The sequence below is a fragment of the Brevundimonas sp. KM4 genome (genome assembly GCF_000964075.1).
Classification (GTDB): domain Bacteria; phylum Pseudomonadota; class Alphaproteobacteria; order Caulobacterales; family Caulobacteraceae; genus Brevundimonas; species Brevundimonas huaxiensis.
In genome coordinates this window covers 31,105-49,222 of record NZ_JZRG01000029.1, presented here as the reverse complement: position 1 = coordinate 49,222, position 18,118 = coordinate 31,105, and the positions used below count along the sequence as shown (strand labels likewise).

Sequence of the window (18,118 nt, the reverse complement as noted above, 5' to 3'; positions counted from 1 at the left end):
GATGCATCCGTTCTTCCGCCCGAAGCGGACCCTGGCCGCCGCGCCGGAAGCGACCCCATGGCTTCGCGCCGGTCAGATGTGGGACGACCGCATGGGCCTGTCGCTGGCCCATGCGCGGAACTGGCGTCGGATCGCCGTTGCCAACCTGGTCCTGGCCGGCTTCCTCGGCGCGGGATGGTGGGTCCAGGCCGAGCGGGCCGTGGTGAAACCCTTCGTGGTGGAGGTGTCGGACTACGGCGAGACCCAGCGGATCACCGCCATCGGCGGCCGCTACGAGCCCAACGAGGCGCAGATCGCCCACGCCCTCGCCGGCTGGGTCCGGGACGTCCGCTCCAAGTCGATCGATCCGATCGTCATCCGGCAGAACTGGCTGCGGGCCTACGATCTTCTGACGCCGAAGGCGGCGGGCTTCCTGAACGCCTGGGCGCAGACCCATGACCCCTTCGCCGAGGCGGGGCGCGAGGCCGTCAACGTCGAGATCCTCAATGTGGTCCGCCGCTCCGGCCGCACCTTCGATCTGCAATGGCGCGAAACCCGTTTCGTCAACGGCCAGGCCGCCGGCTCGGAGCGCTGGCGCGCGCTGATCACCACCACCCTGCAACCGCCGCGCACGGAGGCCGAACTCCTGCGCAATCCCCTGGGATTGAAGATCGAGGATGTGTCATGGACCCCCGACGCGTCCTGATCCTGGCGCTTTCGAGCGCCCTGCTGTCCGGCTGCGCGATCCTGCGAGACGCGGTCGCGCCCAATGCGGCGTCCACCGCAAGCCTGAGCCAGGCGTCCGCCCTGCCGCAGGCTCCGATCGCTCTGGACGGGCCGGCGCCGACCACGGCGGACGAGCCGGAGCCGGAGCCGGCGGCGTTGGCGCCGGAGGCGAACGCGGCGCGGCCCTATCTCATGGAAACGGCGCCGCGACCGGCCGCGGATGCCGCGCCGGCGCTCCCGGCGCTGACCGGCCGCAGGGCGATCGCCGAAGCCAACAGCGCGGCGAGCGCGCCGTCCCGGTCCGACCGCTTCCAGGGCGGCGTCCAGATCTTCGCCTGGGAGCCCGGCCGGGTGTTCGAGGTGTGGACCGCGCCGCTCCGGGTGACGACCCTGACGCTCGGCGCGGGGGAAAGCCTGATCGCCAAGGCGGCGGGAGACACCGTCCGCTGGCAGATCGGCGAGGTCGCGTCGGGGGAGGGGCCGGACCGTCGCGTCCATGTCCTGATCAAGCCGCTCGAACGCGGCCTGGAGACCAACCTGGTCCTGACCACCAACCAGCGCGTCTACCTGGTCGATCTGCGCAGCGGAGCCGCCGACGCCTTCAACGCCGCCGTCGCCTGGGACAGCGCGCCGACCGGGGGCGTCGACGCAGGGCCAGCCGCTGTCGCCTTGCAACCGGCCGTGCGGGTGCCTGACCCGGTCGTAATGCCGGAAGGGCCGCTCGACGCCCGATACCGTCTCGAACCCCAGGGACGGCGTCCGAGATGGACCCCCTCGGCCGTGTTCCACGACGGCCGGCGCACCTTCATCGCCTTCCCCGCCGACCTCCAGGTCGACGAGGCGCCCGCACTGTTCGCCATCGCGCCCGACGGCGAGGCGCAGCTCGTCAACTACCGGCAGGCCGGCGGCCTGTTCATCGTCGATCGCGTGCTCGATCGCGCCGAACTGCGACTGGGCGATCGCAGGCCGCAGGTGGTCCGCATTCGTCGTCTTCAAGGAGTCCGCCCATGATCGAGACGCCCCCGCAACCCGCCCCCGGTCTGACGCCGGGCGACGGCGCCGGGCCCCGCGCGCCCAAGTCTCCGGCCCCGGAGCTCGCCAGCCGGGCGCCTCGTCCGAGCGCGGTGCGTCTGCGCAAATCCGTCGTCCAGATCATCGTCATCGGCGGCGTGGTCCTGATCTCCGGGTCTCTGGCATGGGCGTTCGTCGTACAGCCGGAATTGCGGCAGGGCGCTCGCGCCCGCGCCGAGGCCGCACGCGAGGACGAGGCCCGCGGCGTGGTCCGTCCGGCCGAGGTCGTCACCGAGCAACCGGCCACCTACGACCGCCTGCCGGAGCCGCGTTCATCGGCGGAGCCGAGCGAGATCGACGACGCGCCGGCCGAGCTTTCCGAACCGCCGCCTCGGGCGGCCCCGCCCGTCTATCGCCCCGTGTCTGAACCGCGGGGACCCGCGCCCGGAGATCTGGCGCGCCGGTCCGGCCTGTTCTTCGCCGAGGTTCGCGACGGTGCGGCGGCCTCCGCGGTCCCGGCGGGCGCCGAGCGCCGGGCTCCGACCGGCGTCCCTCCGGCCAGCGCGGACTACGGCGCCACCTACAACGGCCACGTCCTGACCGCACCCCTGTCGCCGTATGAACTGAAGGCTGGCGCGATCATCCCCGCCGCCTTGCTGACGGCGGTCGACACCGCCCGCGCGGGCCCGGTGATCGCCACGGTCACCCAGAACGTCTACGACACGGTCAGCGGCCGCCACCTGGTGCTCCCGCAGGGGACGCGGCTGATCGGGCGGCATGAGGGCGAGAGCGCCTACGGAGACCGGCGCGCCTTCCTGACGTGGGACCGGCTCATCCTGCCCAACGGCAAGAGCCTGGTCCTGACCGGCGAGCCCGGCGTCGACCCCCAGGGCGCCGTCGGCGTTCGGGGTTCGGTCGATCGTCGTCTGTTTCCCCTGCTGGTCGGGACGCTGTTCGCCGGGGCCATCACCACGCTCGGGCAGATCGCCCGCGACGACGAGGGCGGCGGCGGCCTTCTCGGCGACGCCGGCGATGCGGCCGCCATCGAGGGCGCCCGCGTCGGCGGCCGGCTGATCGACCGGGAACTGGAGGTCCGCCCGTCCATCCGGCTGCGGGCGGGCGCGCCCGTGCGGGTGATGATCACCCGTGACCTCATCCTTGAGCCGTACCAGCCATGAGCCCGCTCGATAATGGAAACCGCTGGTGCGTAACAGGCGTCGCCGTCTTCGCCCTCGGCTGCCTGGCGCTGGTCGCTCAACACGTCCCGGCGCTGGCCCTCGTCAACGAAAGCCCGAGCCTGCCCGAGGGGCTGTACGCCCGGCGGTTCGGCGCCGAGATCGAGCGCGGCGTCGTCGTGGCCATCCCCCAACCGGCCGCCGCGCGTGCCTATCTCGGGGATCTGGGCATGCCGGGGGACGCGGCGCTGATCAAACGGGTCGCCGCGGCGGGCGGCGACCGCGTCTGCGTGGAAGGGGCGCAACTGCTGACGCCAGACGGCGTCTGGACGGTCCGCTCCCGTGGTCGGCGCGGCGCAATCCTGCCGCGCTGGTCCGGATGCCGACGGCTCGCGCCGGACGAACTCTTTTTGCTCGGCGACACGGCCGGGAGTTTCGACAGCCGGTATTTCGGGCCCGTGACCCGCTCCGAGGTGCTCGGCGTATATCAGGAGGTGCTGAGATGGTGAGATCGATCCTTTGGGCGGCGGCGCTCCTCGCCCTGGGTGCGCCGGCTTCCGCCCAAACCGTCGATTGGCGCGCGGCGGGCGGCGATCTGTTCGGCCGAGCGACGGCGGAGGCCGGATCGGCGCCGGCCGACGCCGGGGAAGGGGATGTGCCCCGCCTGGCCGCGCTCAGCCAGCCCTTCCAGGCCGAGATCGCCCGAGCGGCGGCGGCGCACGGACTGGACGAGAAGCTGCTGCACGCCCTGGTCCTGACCGAGTCCGCCTACCAACCTGCGGCCCTGTCCCCGGCGGGCGCGGGCGGACTGACCCAGCTTATGCCCGATACGGCGCGCGAGCTCGGGGTGGACGATCGCTTCGACCCGGTCCAGAACCTTCGCGGGGGCGCGGACTACCTCGCCCGACAACTGTTGCGCTTCGGCGATCTGCGCCTCGCGCTCGGCGCCTACAACGCCGGGCCCGGCCGCGTCGCGCGGCTCGGCCGGGTTCCGGACATCGCCGAGACCCAGGCGTATGTGATCGCGGTCATCGATTGTTACCTGGCGCTGACGGCGGGGCAGGCCCCGCGCAACAGCCGCCATTGCCGCCCGCGTGTACACCCATGATCGGGCTCGGGGTCGGGCAGGAGGCGGGCGCCGCCGGTGACGCGGACGACCTTTTGACGCGCGCTGAAGCCTCCGCCTTCCTGTCGCAGCTCGGCATCCAGCTGAAGCCGGCGAGCCTCGCGCGGCTCTGGTCGACGGGGTCGAACGGACCGCCATGCCGCCACATCCGTTCCAAGCCGTTTTATCCCCGCGGGCTGCTGCGCGACTGGGCGTGCAGCCAGATCACCGACGTTCGAACCGGGGCGCCGACGGCCGCTCGGGGGCGGCGTCGTGGCTAGGGCCGATGTCACAGCGGCGCAGGTTCTCGCCGACCCTGCGGCGAGTTTCGCCCTGAAAGCCGTCCTGATGGCCTGGCGACGGCGGGACCCGATCGACGCGGCGAACGACGCCCGGTTGCTGCGGGACCTCTTGGAAGACGAGGCGGACCAGAGGCTTGTGGGGATCTGTGATGACCGTGGATGAGGGCGCGCCGGACGTCGGCGGCAGGGACGACCGTCTTTTGTCCTGGGATCAGGTGGAACGGATCGCCAGCATCAGCCGGTCGACCGCCTGGCGCATGGAGCGCGATGGCGCGTTCCCGCGCCGCGTCCGCGTGTCGCCGGGCCGCGTCGGTTGGTGGGAGAGCGAACTGACCCAATGGAAGCGGAGCCGGTCAGGCGAGGTCCCGCCCCCCCCGCCGCGCAAGGGCGCCCGCGCGCCGAGGTTGCCGGGCATGCCGCGCTCCATGCCGCGTCCGAGTTCCGGACCGGAGCCCACGCCGAGCCTCCCGGTCGCGGCCCCTGCGCTTGCGCCCAGGAAGCCACGGCGTCGGCCGGCTGACCCCGGGGCCCAGATCGACTTCGGATTCTGAGACGCGCTTGACCGGCAGCGCCTGCCCGTCCGGTCGATGGGGCGACCGATCAGACAGGTCGGCAGGCTTGCCGGCGTTTTGCAAGGGGTCGCGCATTGCTCCCTGGCGGCTTCTGCACGACAATCGTCCGAATCAGGCAGACAAAGGACTTGCCGCATTTCTCGGGGGGAACCACGCACGCCATGCCTGCGCCGGCACGCCCGAAAATCTATCACATCACCCACATGGACAACCTGCCGACGATCATCGGCCAGGGCGGGCTGTTCAGCGACGCCCGGATGATCGCCGCCGGCGGCCCGGTCACCGCCATCGGCATGGCCTCGATCAAGGCGCGGCGCCTGGACCTTCCGGTGCGCTGCCATCCTGGCGATACGGTCGGCCAGTATGTCCCGTTCTATTTTTGTTCTAGATCGGTAATGCTCTATCTGCTACACCGGGGCAATCACCCCGAGGTCAACTACCGCGGCGGCCAGGAACCGATCGTCCACTTGGAGGCCGACCTGCGCACGGTGGTGGACTGGGCGCAGGCTCATGGGCGGCGCTGGGCGTTCACCTTGTCGAATGCAGGGGCCTACTATGCGGAATTTCGCGACAGCCTCGAGGCGCTCGACGAAATCCGTTGGGACGCGGTGATGTCCAACGCCTGGTCCGCCCCCGAGGTTCGGGAAGGCAAGCAGGCCGAGTTTCTCCTGCACGACAGCGTCCCGTGGGATCTGGTGGAACGCATCGGGGTATTGAACCAGCCCGTCAAGCTGGCGGTGGAGGCCCGATTGCGCGGCGCCGCCCACGCGGCGCGCGTCGACCTGCAGCCGACGTGGTATTACTAGGGGGGAGCGATGATCACATTCACCAGCGGCGACATCCTGAAGTCGGGCGCCGAGGCGCTCGTCAACACCGTCAACTGCGTCGGCGTCATGGGCCGGGGCGTCGCGCTGCAATTCAAGAACGCGTTCCAGGACAATTACGAGGCCTATGCGCGGGCGTGCGAAGCGCAGGAGGTCCAGCCGGGCCGGATGTTCGTCTATGAGCGTCATCGCCTGGATACGCCGCGCTTCATCATCAATTTTCCGACCAAACGCCACTGGCGCGGCAAGAGCCGGATGGAGGACATCGACGCCGGCCTGATCGATCTGGTTCGCGTGATCCGTGAGCGGAAGATCCGGTCGATCGCCATTCCGCCGCTCGGCAGCGGCCTGGGCGGTCTCGATTGGCGTCAGGTGCGGCCGCGCATCGAGCAAGCCCTGCAGGCAGTCCCGGATGTCGAGGTCATCGTCTATGAGCCGGGCGGCGCGCCCGCGGCCGACGCGATGTCGAGGTCGCGCGCGGCGCCCGCGATGTCGCCGGGGCGCGCGGCGCTGGTCGGGCTGGTCGACCGATATCTCAACGGCCTTCTGGACCCGTTCGTCAGTCTGCTAGAGGTCCACAAGCTGATGTATTTCATGCAGGAGGCCGGCGAACCGCTGAAGCTGCGCTACGCCAAGGCCTTTTACGGGCCCTACGCCGAGAACCTCCGGCACGTGCTGCGCGAGGTCGAAGGCCACTATCTGTCCGGCTACGCCGATGGCGGCGACGCGCCGACCAAGCGGCTCGAGCTGGTGCCCGGCGCGGTCGTCGACGCCCAGGCCAAGCTCAAGGACGCCCCCGAGACGCAGGCGCGCTTCGAGCGCGTGACCGACCTGGTCGAGGGCTTCGAGTCGCCGTTCGGCCTGGAGCTTCTGGCGACGGTGCACTGGGTCGCGACCCGTCTGGACGCCGGAAGCGCGGACGCGGCGGTGTCCGAGACCTACGCCTGGGGCGAGCGCAAGCGCCAGTTCTCGCCCGAGCAGCTGCGGCTGGCCTATGACGTCCTGCAGGACAAGGGCTGGTTGGCGTCGCGGCCGCTGGCCGCCTGATGGCGACCCATCGCGTTCAGCTTCAGGCCAAGCAGGACCACATCGAGACCGTCGTCCGTACGACGGAGCCGCTGCGCGCGATCGCCGAACTGGTGTGGAACGGCTTCGACGCGGGCGCCACGCGCGTCCATGTCGAATTCCGGCGCACGGCGCTGGGCGGCGTCGACGAGATCATCGTCAACGACGACGGCGAGGGGATCAGCGCGGACCGCGCGGACCGGGACTTCGGACAACTCGGCGAATCCTGGAAACGCTCCGCCGCGCCGAGCGGCCGCGCCTATCACGGCAAGGAGGGACGGGGTCGGCTGCGGTTCTTCTCCCTGGCCGACCGCGCCCGCTGGACCTCGCGATACGCGAGCGAGGACGGTCTCAAACAGCTGTCGATCGACATCCGCGCCGAAGCCATCGAGACCGCCGAGATTGGCGACCCGGAGCCGGCGGTCGGCGCTCCGGGCGTTTCGGTGTCGCTGCATCCCCTGAAACAGAACCTCGACGCTCTCGTCACCGACGAGCAGCGCCGGCAGTTCACCGCCACCTTCGCCCAGTATCTGAAGCTCTACCCGCAGCTGGAGCTCTGGTACGACGGCGCCCGGATCGATCCGTCGACGGCGATCGCCGACGCCGTCTCTCTCGTCCTGCCGCCCATCGTCGGCAAGGACCGGACGATCCGCGACTTGAAGCTCGACATCGTCGAATGGTCGACGCCGATCGACAGCCGCAAGATCCACTTCTGCGGCGACAACGGCATTGTGCTCGGCTCGCAGCCGGCGCGGATCAATGCGCCCGACTTCGCCTTCTCGATCTACGCGACCTCCAGCTTCTTCGTCGAACTCGCCGCCGACAACCTGCTCGAACTGGAGCTGACCGACGGCGATTTCGCCAAGGTCGTCGAGGCGGTCCGCGATCAGTCGCAGGCGCACTTCCGTCGACGCGGCCACGAGCGGGCCGGACGCCTGATCGAGGAGCTCAAGGCCGCAGGGGCCTATCCCTACGAGGGGGACCCGACCGATACGCTTCAGCAGCGGGAGCGGGACGTGTTCGACATGGCGACCTACGCCGTGTCCAACTACTCCAAGGAGTTCCGCAAGGCCGACACCGGCCTGAAGCGGATGACCCTGACCCTGCTGCGCGAGGCTCTGCGGCACAATCCGGACTCGCTCACCCAGATCCTTCACGCCGTGGTGGGACTCCCCAAGGAGCGGCAGAACCAGTTCTCGGCCCTGCTCAAGAAGACCGAACTGTCCAACATCATCGCGGCGTCCAGCCTGATCGCGGACCGGATCGCCTTCCTCCAGACGCTGCGCCAGGCTGTGTTCGACACCGACGGCAAGAAGGTCATTCGCGAACGCGGCGGCCTGGACCTGCTGGTGCGGGACAACACCTGGATCTTCGGCGAGCAGTTTCACCTCGCGGTGCCCGAAGCGGGCCTGACCAAGGTGATGCAACGGGTCTCGGAGGACCTGGGCGGGAAGCGCGCCGGCGGGCGGGTCACCAAGCCTGACGGCCGAACCGGCCGGGTCGACCAGTTGCTCGGCCGCAGCATTCCCGGACCCCATCAAGAGAAGCGGGAGTATCTGATCGTGGAGCTCAAGCGGCCGTCGGCCAAGGCCGATCGCAAGATGCTCAACCAGATTTCCGACTACGCCCTGGCCTTGGCCGGCGCGCCCGACTTCCGGCACACCGACACGCGGTGGAACTTCTTCCTGGTCGTGGGGGAATACGACGACATCGTCGGACAGGCGATCACCCAGGAAGGACGCGAGATCGGCATCGCCGTGCGACAGCCCAACTATACGGTGTGGGTGCGGTGCTGGGGCGAAATCCTCCGCGAATGCGACGCCCGGCTCCAGTATATCCAGGACCATCTGAAGGTGGAGGTTTCCGACGAGGAGATCGCCAGTCGGCTTCGGGCCTTGCAGACAAGCTTCGGCCGGGAGGCCGGCGACGACCCCGAGACCTCGCCGGGGTCCTGACCTCCGGCTGGCGCTTTCAGACAGCGGGGTCGTCGTTTCCGTCGCGCCGCCTCGGCTGCGGCGCGCGATCCGCTCTAGTCGAGCGCAACGGCCTGTGGCCGCGCAGCGCGGAACTGGGGCCAAGCTTCGCCGAGCACCTTGATCGCCGAGCGGAAGAACAGAAGGGCGATGACGCCGCCGACGAGGATGTCGGGCCAGCCGGCGTTGAACCAGGCCACCCCGCCCGCCGCGATGAGCACGCCGGTGTTGGCGATGACGTCGTTGCGGGAGCACTCGAAGGTGCTCGACAGGTTCACGTCGCGGTTCCGGAACCGGTAGAGCATGGCGAGGCAGGCGAGGTTCGCGACCAGGGCGATCGCGCCGAACACGCCCATGGTCTCGGCGGTCGGGGTGATGTCGCCCATCAGCTTGCGGACCACTTCCAGGAAGACCCAGACGCCGAAGGCGGCGATGACGGCGGCCTTCACGAGCGCCGCTCCGGCGCGCCAGCGCAGGCTGCGCTTCAGGGCGTAAAGGCTCAGCCCGTAGACGAGGGCGTCGCCGAGCATGTCGATGGAATCGGCCATCAGAGCGGTGGACCGCGCAAACAGACCCGCCCCGAACTCGGCGAAGAACATCAGCAGATTGATCGTCAGTACGATGACCAGCACGCGCCGGACGTCGGCGTGCTCACCCAGCGCGGCGATCTCGTCGCCCTTGGCGGAACAGCAGTCATCGCCCGCGAAGTGGGTATGGGCCGGGACGATGGGCGCGGTCGTGACGAAGGGCGGCTTGGAGGCGCAGGGGCTCGGTCCGGCGCAGCACCCCGCCTCCGCCGGCGCGGACGCCGGCTCCAGGACGCTCCGGCTTGAACAGGTCGGTCCGACCTCGTCGGACGTCGGAGAGGAGCAGCAGTCTTTCATCGGAGCGAGCCTTGCCGGAAACGTGTCGGCCGCCGATATACGATCTATAGTCCCTATAGGTTCAAGGCCTTTGACAGAGAGATTTTCTATCGGCGAGTTGGGGCGGCGCACCGGCTGCAAGGTGGTCACCATCCGCTACTACGAGCAGATCGGTCTGCTGGACGCGCCGGAACGCGGGGAGGGCGGCCACCGGGTCTATGAACGGGCGCATCTGGACCGGCTGTTCTTCATCCGGCGCGCCCGCGATCTCGGCTTCTCGCATGACGACATCCGCAGCCTGTTGACGCTGTCCACCGGGCCTGCCGCCGGTCCGTGCCAGGCGGTCGATCACGTGGCGGCGGCGCATCTGGACGCGGTGCGGGTCAAGATCTCGGATCTTCGGCGGTTGGAAAAGACCCTTGTCTCGGTGCTCGACCAGTGTGGGCGGACGACGGTCGAAGCCTGCTGCGTCCTCGACGCCCTGAGAGCGCCTCCAAGTGACGGCTCGAGCCGGGTCTCCCTGTCCGCCCCGTGAAGCTGATCCCGCCTGGTCGGATGGGATCGGGTGGCGCGGCCGCCTTAAGCGCCGTTGTGTCGTCCGAAGGGGCGCGTCGAGCCATCCGCGAGGATCAGGAGAGTGACATAGGGCTCTCGGCCGGCGGCCTCCATGCCGGGCGATCCGGCCGGCATGCCGGGTGCGGTCAGGGCGCGCGCGATAGGCGCTTCACGCACAAGCCGTTCGACATCCGACGCGGGCACATGGCCTTCGATCGCGTAGCGGCCGACCACGCCGGTGTGGCACGACGCGAGGCGGTCCGGTATCCCGTGACGGGCCCGGATCGGGGCGAGGTCATCAAGATCGACCACGAGCGCCGTCCAGCCGGCGCCGCGCATGTGCGCGACCCAACCGCCGCAGCACCCGCACCAAGGCGTCTTGTAGACCGTGATCTGCCGCGCGACCCGACCGGGGGTCTGAGCCTGGGCGAGCGGCGGGAGGGCGGCGGTCGCCAAGCCGGTGACGAGCGCGGCGCGGCGGGTGAGGCGAAGAGAGGACATGACGGCTCCTGCGGATGGACCTGATCCTAGCAGCACGCCGGCTCCGCGCACGCGACACGTCGCCGCTGGCAGGGTGGTTGGCAGGCCCGTGGACTTTGTAACAGATTGCCACCTCCGCAGAACGGAAGTAACGAACGCGCGATGACCTCGTCGATGACGACATGGGCCAAGCTGATCGCGGTGATGACACTTGTCTTCGCCGCCTTCTTCTTTGCGCCCGCCGTCGACGCCGCGACCTGCATGCCGGAGCCCCCAGCAGCGCACGCGTTCGTCGATCACAATCCCGACGACGGCGACCACGGCGACCCGTCCGGAAGCCATGGCATCTGCGCGCACGGACACTGCCACCATACCTCCACAGCGCGCACTCACGGCGTCGACGCCATCGCACCCGCGTTCGGCGAACTGCTGCTGCAAAGCGGCCGCCACGATGACGTCCTGGCCTCGGTCACGCCCGACGGCCTGAAGCGACCCCCCAGAGTCTGACCGAAGGCCTGCGCCCTTGCGGGCGCCTCTTCGTGATCAGAAATCTGGAAATGGAATATGTCTCCCACATCTCGCCGGCGACCGCGTCTCGCGGTCGGCTGCGCGGTTGCTGCGATCGCAGCGACTCTGGTCAGTCCCGCCTGGGCTGACCCCGCCCCGACCTACGCCCAACTGCTCGCGCAGCTCGGCCAGACGCCCGCCACCCTGGAGGCGGGCGCGAACCTCGACGCCGCAGAAGCCCGCGTGCGTCAGGCCCGTGTGCGTCCCAACCCCGTGCTCGGGCTCGATGTCGAGAACGCGTACGGCTCCGGCCCCTTCTCGGGGATGGACAACGCCGATACGACCCTCGCGTTGAGCACGGACCTCGAATTGTGGGGACGTCGCGCGAGCCGCATCGCCGCCGCGCGCGCCGAGGCCGGCGCCGTCGGCCTGCAGCGCGATCTTGCGGTGATCGACGCCGCCGGTCGCCTGGCCCTGGTCTATTCCGAAGCCGAGGCGGCGCAGCGCCGCGCGGCCCTGGCGGATGAGGTCCTGACCCTGACCCTGGCCGACGCCCGCGCCGCCCTGGCGCTGGTGGAGGAGGGGCGCGAGCCGCTCCTGCGCGGCATCCAGGGCGAGGCCGAAGCCGCGTCGGCCCGGGCGACCCTCGACGAAGCCGTCGCCGAACGGGACGCCGCCTACGCCCGCCTCACCGCCGTGGCGATGATCCCGTCGCCCGTGACGCGCATCGACGTCAGTCTGCTGGACGAGGCGCCGTCCGGGGTGGGCTCCGCGATCAACGACGCGCCCACCGTGCGCGTGGCCGAGGCCGAGCGCACGGCCGCCGAACGCCGGATCGACGTGCAACGTGTCCAGGCCCGCCCGGACATCAACGCCAGCGTGGGCATTCGCCGCTTCGAGGCGGAGGACGCCACCGCGCTTACCTTCGGGATCAGCATGCCGCTGCCGCTGTTCGACCGGAACCGGGGAAACATCGAGGCGGCGCAGGCCGAGTTCAGGGCGGCCGACGCCCGCCTGATGTCGGCGCGGCAGGAGGCCCAAGCCGACCGGGCCGCCGCGGTGGCGCGCCTGGCCGCCTCGGTGAGCCGCGTGTCCGCCGCCGACGCCGGCGTCACCGCGGCCGAGGAGGCCTACCGGCTGTCGCGCATCGGCTTCGAGGCCGGTCGCATCTCCCAGGTCGAGCTGCGCGTCACCCGAACCGCCCTCGTCAACGCGCGGTCCGCCGCCGTCGACGCCCGCCTCGCGCGCGTCCGCGCCGAAATCGATCTCGCGCGCCTGGACGGCCGCGCCCCCTTCCAAGGAGCCCAGTGATGCGCAAGCGCACATCCAACAAGACCCTGTTGATCGGCGGCGTCGCCGCCCTCGTCGTCCTTGGCGGCGGCGGGCTCTATCTCGCCACGCGAGGCGCCGACGCGCCGCCTGCTCCGGCGGCCGCGGAGGGCGAAGCCGGCCATGGCGAAGAGGAAGGCGGGCATGCGGAAGGCGAGGCCGGTCATGCCGAGGAGGGCGAGGCCGAAGAGGGCCGCGTCGAACTGACCGCCGCGCAGATCCAGGCGGCCGGCATCTCCGTCGTCGGCGTAAGCGCCGGCGGCGGGGCGGAAACGCGTCTGGCGGGGCGGGTCGAGCCGATGGTCGATTCCCGCGCTGCGGTCGCCGCTGCGGTTGGCGGCCGGGTCGAGCGGCTGCTTGTGGCGCCCGGTCAGTCGGTCCGCGCCGGTCAGCCGCTCGTCAGCCTGGTCAGCGGTGAAGCCGCCACCTTCCGCGCCGACGCCGATGCCGCTGCAGCCTCCGCCGAGGCCGCGCGTCAGGCCTATCAGCGGAATCGCAACCTGTCCGAACAGGGGGTGGTCGCCCGCCAGGAGGTCGAGGCCTCCCGGGCGCAGCTTCTCAGCGCAGAGGCGGCGACCCGCGCGGCGCGGGCGCGCTCTGCGGCCGCAGGATCGCCCAATGCGTCAGGACGGCTCAGCGTGACCAGCCCGATCTCGGGCGTGGTGAGCAATGTGCAGGTCGGACCGGGCGGCTTCGTCGCCCAGGGCGGCGTGGTCGCCGAAGTGTCCAACCCGGCCCGCGTCGAGATGGTGTTCAACGCGCCTCCCGCCCTGGCGGCGAATGTTCGCCCGGGCGCGGCGATGCGGGTCACCGGGCCGTCCGGCGAGTTCGACGCGGTCGTCACCGGGGTGGCCGCGGACGCCGGTCTGAACGAGAGCGGAGCGACCGTCATCCGCGCCCGTCCGTCTTCCGGAACCCTGCCGCCCGCCGGGTCCGCCGTGTCCGGCTCGGTGGTCACCGGACAGGCGACCTCGGGCGGCATGACCGTGCCGTCCGAAGCGGTCCAGACCGTCGACGGCAACACTGTGGTCTTCGTGCAGGTCCAGGGCGGCTTCCAGGCTGTCCAGGTGCTCGCTGGCCGCCAGGCCGCCGGGCGCACCGAAATCCTGCGCGGCCTGACCGGCTCCGAACGCATCGCTTCCGCCAACGCCTTCCTGCTCAAGGCCGAACTGGCCAAGGGCGAGGCCGAGCACGGTCACTAAGGGGGCGATCGCATGTTCAAATTCATCATCGAAGCCTCGGTCAAATTCCGATGGTTCGTGGTCCTCGCCACGGCCCTCGTCTCGGCCTGGGGTCTGTTCCAGCTGACCAAGCTGCCCATCGACGCCGTGCCAGACATCACCAATCGGCAGGTCCAGATCAACACCATCGCCCCGGCGCTCGCGCCCGAGCAGATGGAGCGGCAGGTCACCTATCCCATTGAAACCGCCATGGCCGGCATCCCCGGCCTGCAGAGCACCCGGTCCCTGAGCCGCAACGGCTTCAGCCAGGTCACGGTCATCTTCACCGAACAGACAGACATCTATTTCGCCCGCCAGCAGGTGGCCGAGCGGATGGCCCAAGCCAGGGAGAACCTCCCCGAAGGGGTCGAGCCGGGTCTGGCTCCGATCACCACGGGTCTCGGCGAGGTGCTGATGTGGACGGTCGACTACAAGCCGTTCAACTCCCAGAACCTCGCCAAACCGGGCCAGCCCGGCTGGCAGGCCGGCGGCGCCTATCTGACGCCCGAAGGCGAGCTGCTGACTACGCCGCAGGCGCGGGCGACCTATCTGCGCACCGTTCAGGACTGGATCATCGCCCCGCGCATGCGCACGGCGGCTGGTCTGGCCGGCGTGGACGTCAACGGCGGCTATGTGAAGGAGTTCGCGGTCCGTCCCGACGCGGCGAAGCTGGCCAGCTATGGTCTGGGGCTCAGCGATCTAATCCTGGCGCTGGAGAACGCCAACACCCAGGCGGGCGCCGGCTATGTCCAGCGCTCGGGTGAAGCCCTGACCGTCCGCACCGACGCCCTGGCACAGACCATTCCGGATCTGGCCCAGGCCCCTGTCGTCAACCGTAACGGTCTGGTCGTCCGCGTCGCCGATGTCGCCACCGTCGAGGTGGGGCAGGCGCCGCGTCTCGGCGGCGCAAGCCGCGACGGCCACGAAGCCGTCATCGGCACGGCCCTGATGCTGGCGGGCGGCAACAGCCGCACCGTCGCCCAAGCTGCGGCCGAACGTCTTGAGGAAGTCGGCGCCAGCCTGCCGCCGAGCATCGTCGCCGAGCCGGTCCTGAACCGCAGCGCGCTGGTCAACAAGACCATCGCGACCGTGGCTCGGAACCTGACCGAGGGCGCGCTGCTCGTGATCGTGGTGCTGTTCCTGCTGCTTGGAAACATCCGCGCCGCGAGCATCACCGCGCTGATGATCCCGGTCAGCTTCCTGTTCGCCATCATCGGCATGAACCGGTTCGGGATCAGCGGTAACCTAATGAGCCTGGGCGCGCTGGACTTCGGCCTTCTGGTCGATGGCGCGGTCATCGTAGTCGAAAGTACGCTTCTGATGCTATCGCAGAAGCGGATCGAGGTCGGTCGGGCGCTGACGCGCAAAGAGCGCCTGAGCGTCGCCGGGGCCGCGGCGATGAAGATGGTCAAGCCGGCCGCCTTCGGCCAACTGATCATCCTGCTCGTCTTCACACCCCTGCTGATGCTCGAGGGGGTGGAGGGCAAGACCTTCATTCCGATGGGCGCCACCGTCATGCTGGCCCTCGTCGGGGCTTTCATCTTCTCCTTCACCTTCGTGCCGGCGATGACGGCGCTGCTGGTGCGTGAGCCCAAGAAGGTCGACGTGGACGAGCACGGTCACGCGCACGAGCACGAGACCTTCATCATCCGCTGGGTCCGCCGCTGGGCCGAACCGGCGATCCGGGCGGCCGTCAGCCGTCCCAAGATCGTCCTGATCGCGGCGCTGGGCGCGCTGGCGGTGGGCGGCGTCGCCTTCACCACCCTGGGCCGGGAGTTCATCCCGACGCTGGACGAAGGCGACATCGCCATGCAGGCGCTGCGCGTTCCGTCGGCCTCGCTCGAACAATCCCTCGCCATGCAGATGGCGATCGAGCGCGCCATCGCGGCCCAGCCGGAGGTGAAGACCATCTTCGCCCGGACCGGCACCGCCGAGGCGGCCGTAGACCCCATGCCGCCCAACATCTCCGACGCGGTCATCATCCTGAAGGACCGCAAGGAATGGCCGAATCCGCGGCTGGAGAAGGAGGAGTTGATCGCGCGGTTCGAGGAATTGGCCTCGGCCCAGCTCGGCAACAGCTTCGAGTTCAGTCAGCCCATCGAGCTCCGGTTCAACGAACTGATCTCGGGCGTACGAACCGATCTGGCGGTCATGGTCTATGGCGATGACTTCACCCAACTGCAGGCCACGGCCGACCAGGTGGCCAATGTCCTGCGCAATACCCAGGGCTCGGCCGACGTGCGGGTGGAACAGGCCTCCGGCCTGCCGACCCTGACGGTCAGCGTCGATCGTTTCGCTGCGGCCAACTACGGGCTGTCGGCGGCTGAGGTGTCCAACGCCGTCTCTGCGGCCATCGGCGGCGCCGAAGCGGGGCAGATCTTCGAGGGGGACCGGCGCTTCGACGTGGTGGTCCGTCTGGCGGATGAGGCCCGCAACGATCCGGCGGCGCTCGCCGCGCTTCCGATCACGACGACGACCGGCGTCACGGTGCCCCTGTCCTCGGTCGCCCGCATCCAGATCGCCGAAGGCCAGAACCAGATCAGCCGCAACGACGGCAGCCGGCGCATGGTGGTCCAGGCCAATGTGCGCGGGCGCGATCTGGGCGGCTTCGTCACGGACGCCCAGGCGCGCGTGCAGGAACAGGTTCAACTTCCGGCGGGCTACTCCCTGACCTGGGGCGGCCAGTTCGAGAACCTGAAGCGGGCCGAGCAGCGGCTGGGTCTGGTCATCCCCGTCGTCTTCATCCTGATCGGCATCCTGCTGTTCATGGCTCTGGGCTCCTTCGCGGAGGCCGGTCTGGTCTTCGCCTGCGTGCCCCTAGCCCTGGTCGGCGGGGCGCTGGCCCTGCTGTTGAGGGGCATGCCCTTCTCGGTGTCCGCAGCAGTCGGCTTCATCGCCGTCTCCGGCGTTGCGACGTTGAACGGGCTGGTCCTGATGCAGGCGATCCGCGAACGGCTCCAGGCCGGGGCGGAACCCATGATCGCCGCCATTGAGGGGGCTTCAAGCCGTCTTCGCGCGGTCCTGACCACAGCGCTGGTGGCGATCGTCGGCTTCATTCCGATGGCGATCGCGCACGGGGCGGGCGCTGAGGTGCAGAAGCCTCTGGCGACCGTGGTCATCGGCGGTCTTCTGACCGCCACGGCCCTCACCCTCCTGGTCCTGCCCACCTTCGCGGCCAAGGCTGTGAAGCACCGCGCCGCGGAAGGACTGGAGGAATGAGCGGGGCCCACGACACGGAGCAGGTCCAGCGCCGTATCCTGCTGGCGGTTCTGGCCCTAAACGCTCTGCTGTTCGTGGGCCTGGGAGTCGGCGGCCTCGCCGCCGACTCCAGCGCCCTGCTGGCCAACGCCGTGGACAACGGATCCGACGCGGCCGTCTATCTGATCAGCTTCCTCGCGGTCGGCCGGGCCCTGATCTGGAAGACCCGCGCGGCGCAGGTCTCCGGCGTGATGCTGCTGATCTTCGCGGTCCTCGTCCTGCTCGACGCCCTGCGCAGGACGCTGACCGGGACGGAACCGGTCGGCCCGACCATGATGGTCCTCGCCGTCATCGCCGCGGTCATCAACCTGATCTGCCTCATGCTCATCCGCCGGCAGCAGAGCAGCGACGTCAACATGAAGGCCGCCGAGACCTTCAGCCTCAACGATTTCGCGTCCAACGGCGGTATCCTCGTCGCCGGCGGTCTGGTGATGTGGCTGGACCAGGCCTGGCCCGACCTGGTGGTCGGCGTCCTGGTCGCGGCCATCGCGGCCAAGGGGGGGCTCGACATCCTCGGCGACGCCCGGGCCGCGCGACGCGACGGACCGGAGCCGGACGCATGAGCCCGCCCCTGATCGACATCGCCTCGGTCCAGCGTTGGCGGAAACTCTTCATCGGCGCGGGCCTGTTCGCCCTGCTGGCCTGGACCGCTCTGGTGCGAGCGCTGCCCGGGCTCGAACACCCGGTCGAGCATCTTGGCATGGTGGCGATCATGGTCTGCGTGCTCGGACGCGCCTGGTGCTCCCTCTATATCGGCGGGCGCAAGAAGCAGGAGATCGTCACCAGCGGACCCTATTCGCTGTGCCGCAATCCGCTCTACGTCTTCAGCGTCATCGGGGCCTTCGGGGTCGGCGCCCAGACCGGCAGCCTCAGCGTCGGCCTCGCGTTCGCCCTGGCCTGCTGGGGGGTCTTCCTGATCGTCGCGAGACGCGAGGAGAGTTACCGGGGGACCGCCTTCGGCGAGACCTACCGGACGTATTTCGAGCGGACCCCGCGCTTCCTGCCCGATCCTCGCCTCTGGCGAGATGAGGCGGAGCTGTCGGTCCGCCCGTCGTTCTTTCTCAAGACCGTCCGCGACGGCTTGGTCTTTCTCCTGGCGCTGCCCGTGTTCGAGGGGCTGGAGCGCCTCCAGGCGATCGGCTGGCTCGACGCCGTCGTCGCATTGCCCTGAGGA

General features: G+C 69.9%; 19 protein-coding genes. 17 read left to right on the top strand and 2 right to left on the bottom strand.

Features of this window, described 5'->3' with window-relative positions:
- Nucleotide 1: 1 nt before the first annotated feature.
- From trbF to VH88_RS13780, 10 genes are all read left to right on the top strand, one after another.
- Entirely contained in the window at nt 2–685 is a 684-nt protein-coding gene (gene trbF / locus VH88_RS13830) for a conjugal transfer protein TrbF (RefSeq protein ID WP_045811754.1), read from the top strand.
- Nucleotides 664–1,716, top strand: a complete 1,053-nt coding sequence (locus VH88_RS13825; protein WP_045811753.1) for a TrbG/VirB9 family P-type conjugative transfer protein — start codon at nt 664–666, stop codon at nt 1,714–1,716. The genes trbF and VH88_RS13825 overlap by 22 nt, the downstream gene beginning before the upstream one ends.
- Nucleotides 1,713–2,894, top strand: a complete 1,182-nt coding sequence (locus VH88_RS15445) for a TrbI/VirB10 family protein (RefSeq protein WP_052689617.1) — start codon at nt 1,713–1,715, stop codon at nt 2,892–2,894. The genes VH88_RS13825 and VH88_RS15445 overlap by 4 nt, the downstream gene beginning before the upstream one ends.
- Nucleotides 2,891–3,400 (top strand): S26 family signal peptidase, encoded by a 510-nt coding sequence (locus tag VH88_RS15790; protein ID WP_082064511.1) that lies wholly within the window; start codon nt 2,891–2,893, stop codon nt 3,398–3,400. The genes VH88_RS15445 and VH88_RS15790 overlap by 4 nt, the downstream gene beginning before the upstream one ends.
- On the top strand, nt 3,394–3,999 hold the full coding sequence (locus VH88_RS13810) for a lytic transglycosylase domain-containing protein (protein WP_045811752.1): 606 nt from the start codon (nt 3,394–3,396) through the stop codon (nt 3,997–3,999). The genes VH88_RS15790 and VH88_RS13810 overlap by 7 nt, the downstream gene beginning before the upstream one ends.
- A complete protein-coding gene (locus VH88_RS13805) occupies nt 3,996–4,277 on the top strand; it encodes a hypothetical protein (RefSeq protein WP_045811751.1) in 282 nt (93 codons plus the stop codon). The genes VH88_RS13810 and VH88_RS13805 overlap by 4 nt, the downstream gene beginning before the upstream one ends.
- Nucleotides 4,278–4,447: 170 nt before the next feature.
- Complete coding sequence (locus tag VH88_RS13795) at nt 4,448–4,849, top strand: AlpA family transcriptional regulator (protein ID WP_045811749.1); 402 nt, start codon at nt 4,448–4,450, stop codon at nt 4,847–4,849.
- A 149-nt stretch (nt 4,850–4,998) separates the two neighbouring features.
- Entirely contained in the window at nt 4,999–5,676 is a 678-nt protein-coding gene (locus VH88_RS13790; protein ID WP_197071094.1) for a DUF4433 domain-containing protein, read from the top strand.
- A 9-nt stretch (nt 5,677–5,685) separates the two neighbouring features.
- A complete protein-coding gene (locus VH88_RS13785; RefSeq protein ID WP_045811747.1) occupies nt 5,686–6,741 on the top strand; it encodes a macro domain-containing protein in 1,056 nt (351 codons plus the stop codon).
- Entirely contained in the window at nt 6,741–8,714 is a 1,974-nt protein-coding gene (locus VH88_RS13780) for an ATP-binding protein (RefSeq protein WP_045811746.1), read from the top strand. The genes VH88_RS13785 and VH88_RS13780 overlap by 1 nt, the downstream gene beginning before the upstream one ends.
- Before the next feature lie 74 nt (nt 8,715–8,788).
- Here the strand turns inward: VH88_RS13780 and VH88_RS13775 are convergent, their stop codons facing one another.
- Nucleotides 8,789–9,616: a cation transporter gene (locus tag VH88_RS13775; protein WP_082064510.1), complete on the bottom strand. Its 828-nt coding sequence runs from the start codon at nt 9,614–9,616 to the stop codon at nt 8,789–8,791.
- Nucleotides 9,617–9,686: 70 nt separating this feature from the next.
- Here VH88_RS13775 and VH88_RS13770 point away from each other — a divergent pair, with 70 nt between their 5' ends.
- Nucleotides 9,687–10,130, top strand: coding sequence for a helix-turn-helix domain-containing protein (locus tag VH88_RS13770; protein WP_231576693.1), 444 nt, complete (start codon nt 9,687–9,689; stop codon nt 10,128–10,130).
- A gap of 44 nt (nt 10,131–10,174) precedes the next feature.
- Here the strand turns inward: VH88_RS13770 and VH88_RS13765 are convergent, their stop codons facing one another.
- The gene (locus VH88_RS13765) at nt 10,175–10,651 is read right to left on the bottom strand and encodes a DUF411 domain-containing protein (protein WP_045811745.1); all 477 of its coding nucleotides are present in this window, start codon (nt 10,649–10,651) and stop codon (nt 10,175–10,177) included.
- Nucleotides 10,652–10,792: 141 nt separating this feature from the next.
- Here VH88_RS13765 and VH88_RS13760 point away from each other — a divergent pair, with 141 nt between their 5' ends.
- From VH88_RS13760 to VH88_RS13735, 6 genes are read left to right on the top strand one after another with little or no spacing between them, the layout of a single operon-like run.
- A complete protein-coding gene (locus tag VH88_RS13760; protein WP_045811744.1) occupies nt 10,793–11,137 on the top strand; it encodes a hypothetical protein in 345 nt (114 codons plus the stop codon).
- Between the two features lie 57 nt (nt 11,138–11,194).
- Nucleotides 11,195–12,448, top strand: a complete 1,254-nt coding sequence (locus VH88_RS13755) for a TolC family protein (RefSeq protein WP_045811743.1) — start codon at nt 11,195–11,197, stop codon at nt 12,446–12,448.
- Nucleotides 12,448–13,668: an efflux RND transporter periplasmic adaptor subunit gene (locus VH88_RS13750; RefSeq protein ID WP_045811742.1), complete on the top strand. Its 1,221-nt coding sequence runs from the start codon at nt 12,448–12,450 to the stop codon at nt 13,666–13,668. Before VH88_RS13755 ends, VH88_RS13750 begins: the two co-directional genes overlap by 1 nt.
- A 12-nt stretch (nt 13,669–13,680) precedes the next feature.
- The gene (locus VH88_RS13745; RefSeq protein WP_045811741.1) at nt 13,681–16,905 is read left to right on the top strand and encodes an efflux RND transporter permease subunit; all 3,225 of its coding nucleotides are present in this window, start codon (nt 13,681–13,683) and stop codon (nt 16,903–16,905) included.
- Nucleotides 16,902–17,507: a cation transporter gene (locus VH88_RS13740; RefSeq protein ID WP_045811740.1), complete on the top strand. Its 606-nt coding sequence runs from the start codon at nt 16,902–16,904 to the stop codon at nt 17,505–17,507. The genes VH88_RS13745 and VH88_RS13740 overlap by 4 nt, the downstream gene beginning before the upstream one ends.
- Nucleotides 17,504–18,115, top strand: coding sequence for a methyltransferase (locus tag VH88_RS13735; protein ID WP_045811739.1), 612 nt, complete (start codon nt 17,504–17,506; stop codon nt 18,113–18,115). The genes VH88_RS13740 and VH88_RS13735 overlap by 4 nt, the downstream gene beginning before the upstream one ends.
- Nucleotides 18,116–18,118: the final 3 nt, after the last annotated feature.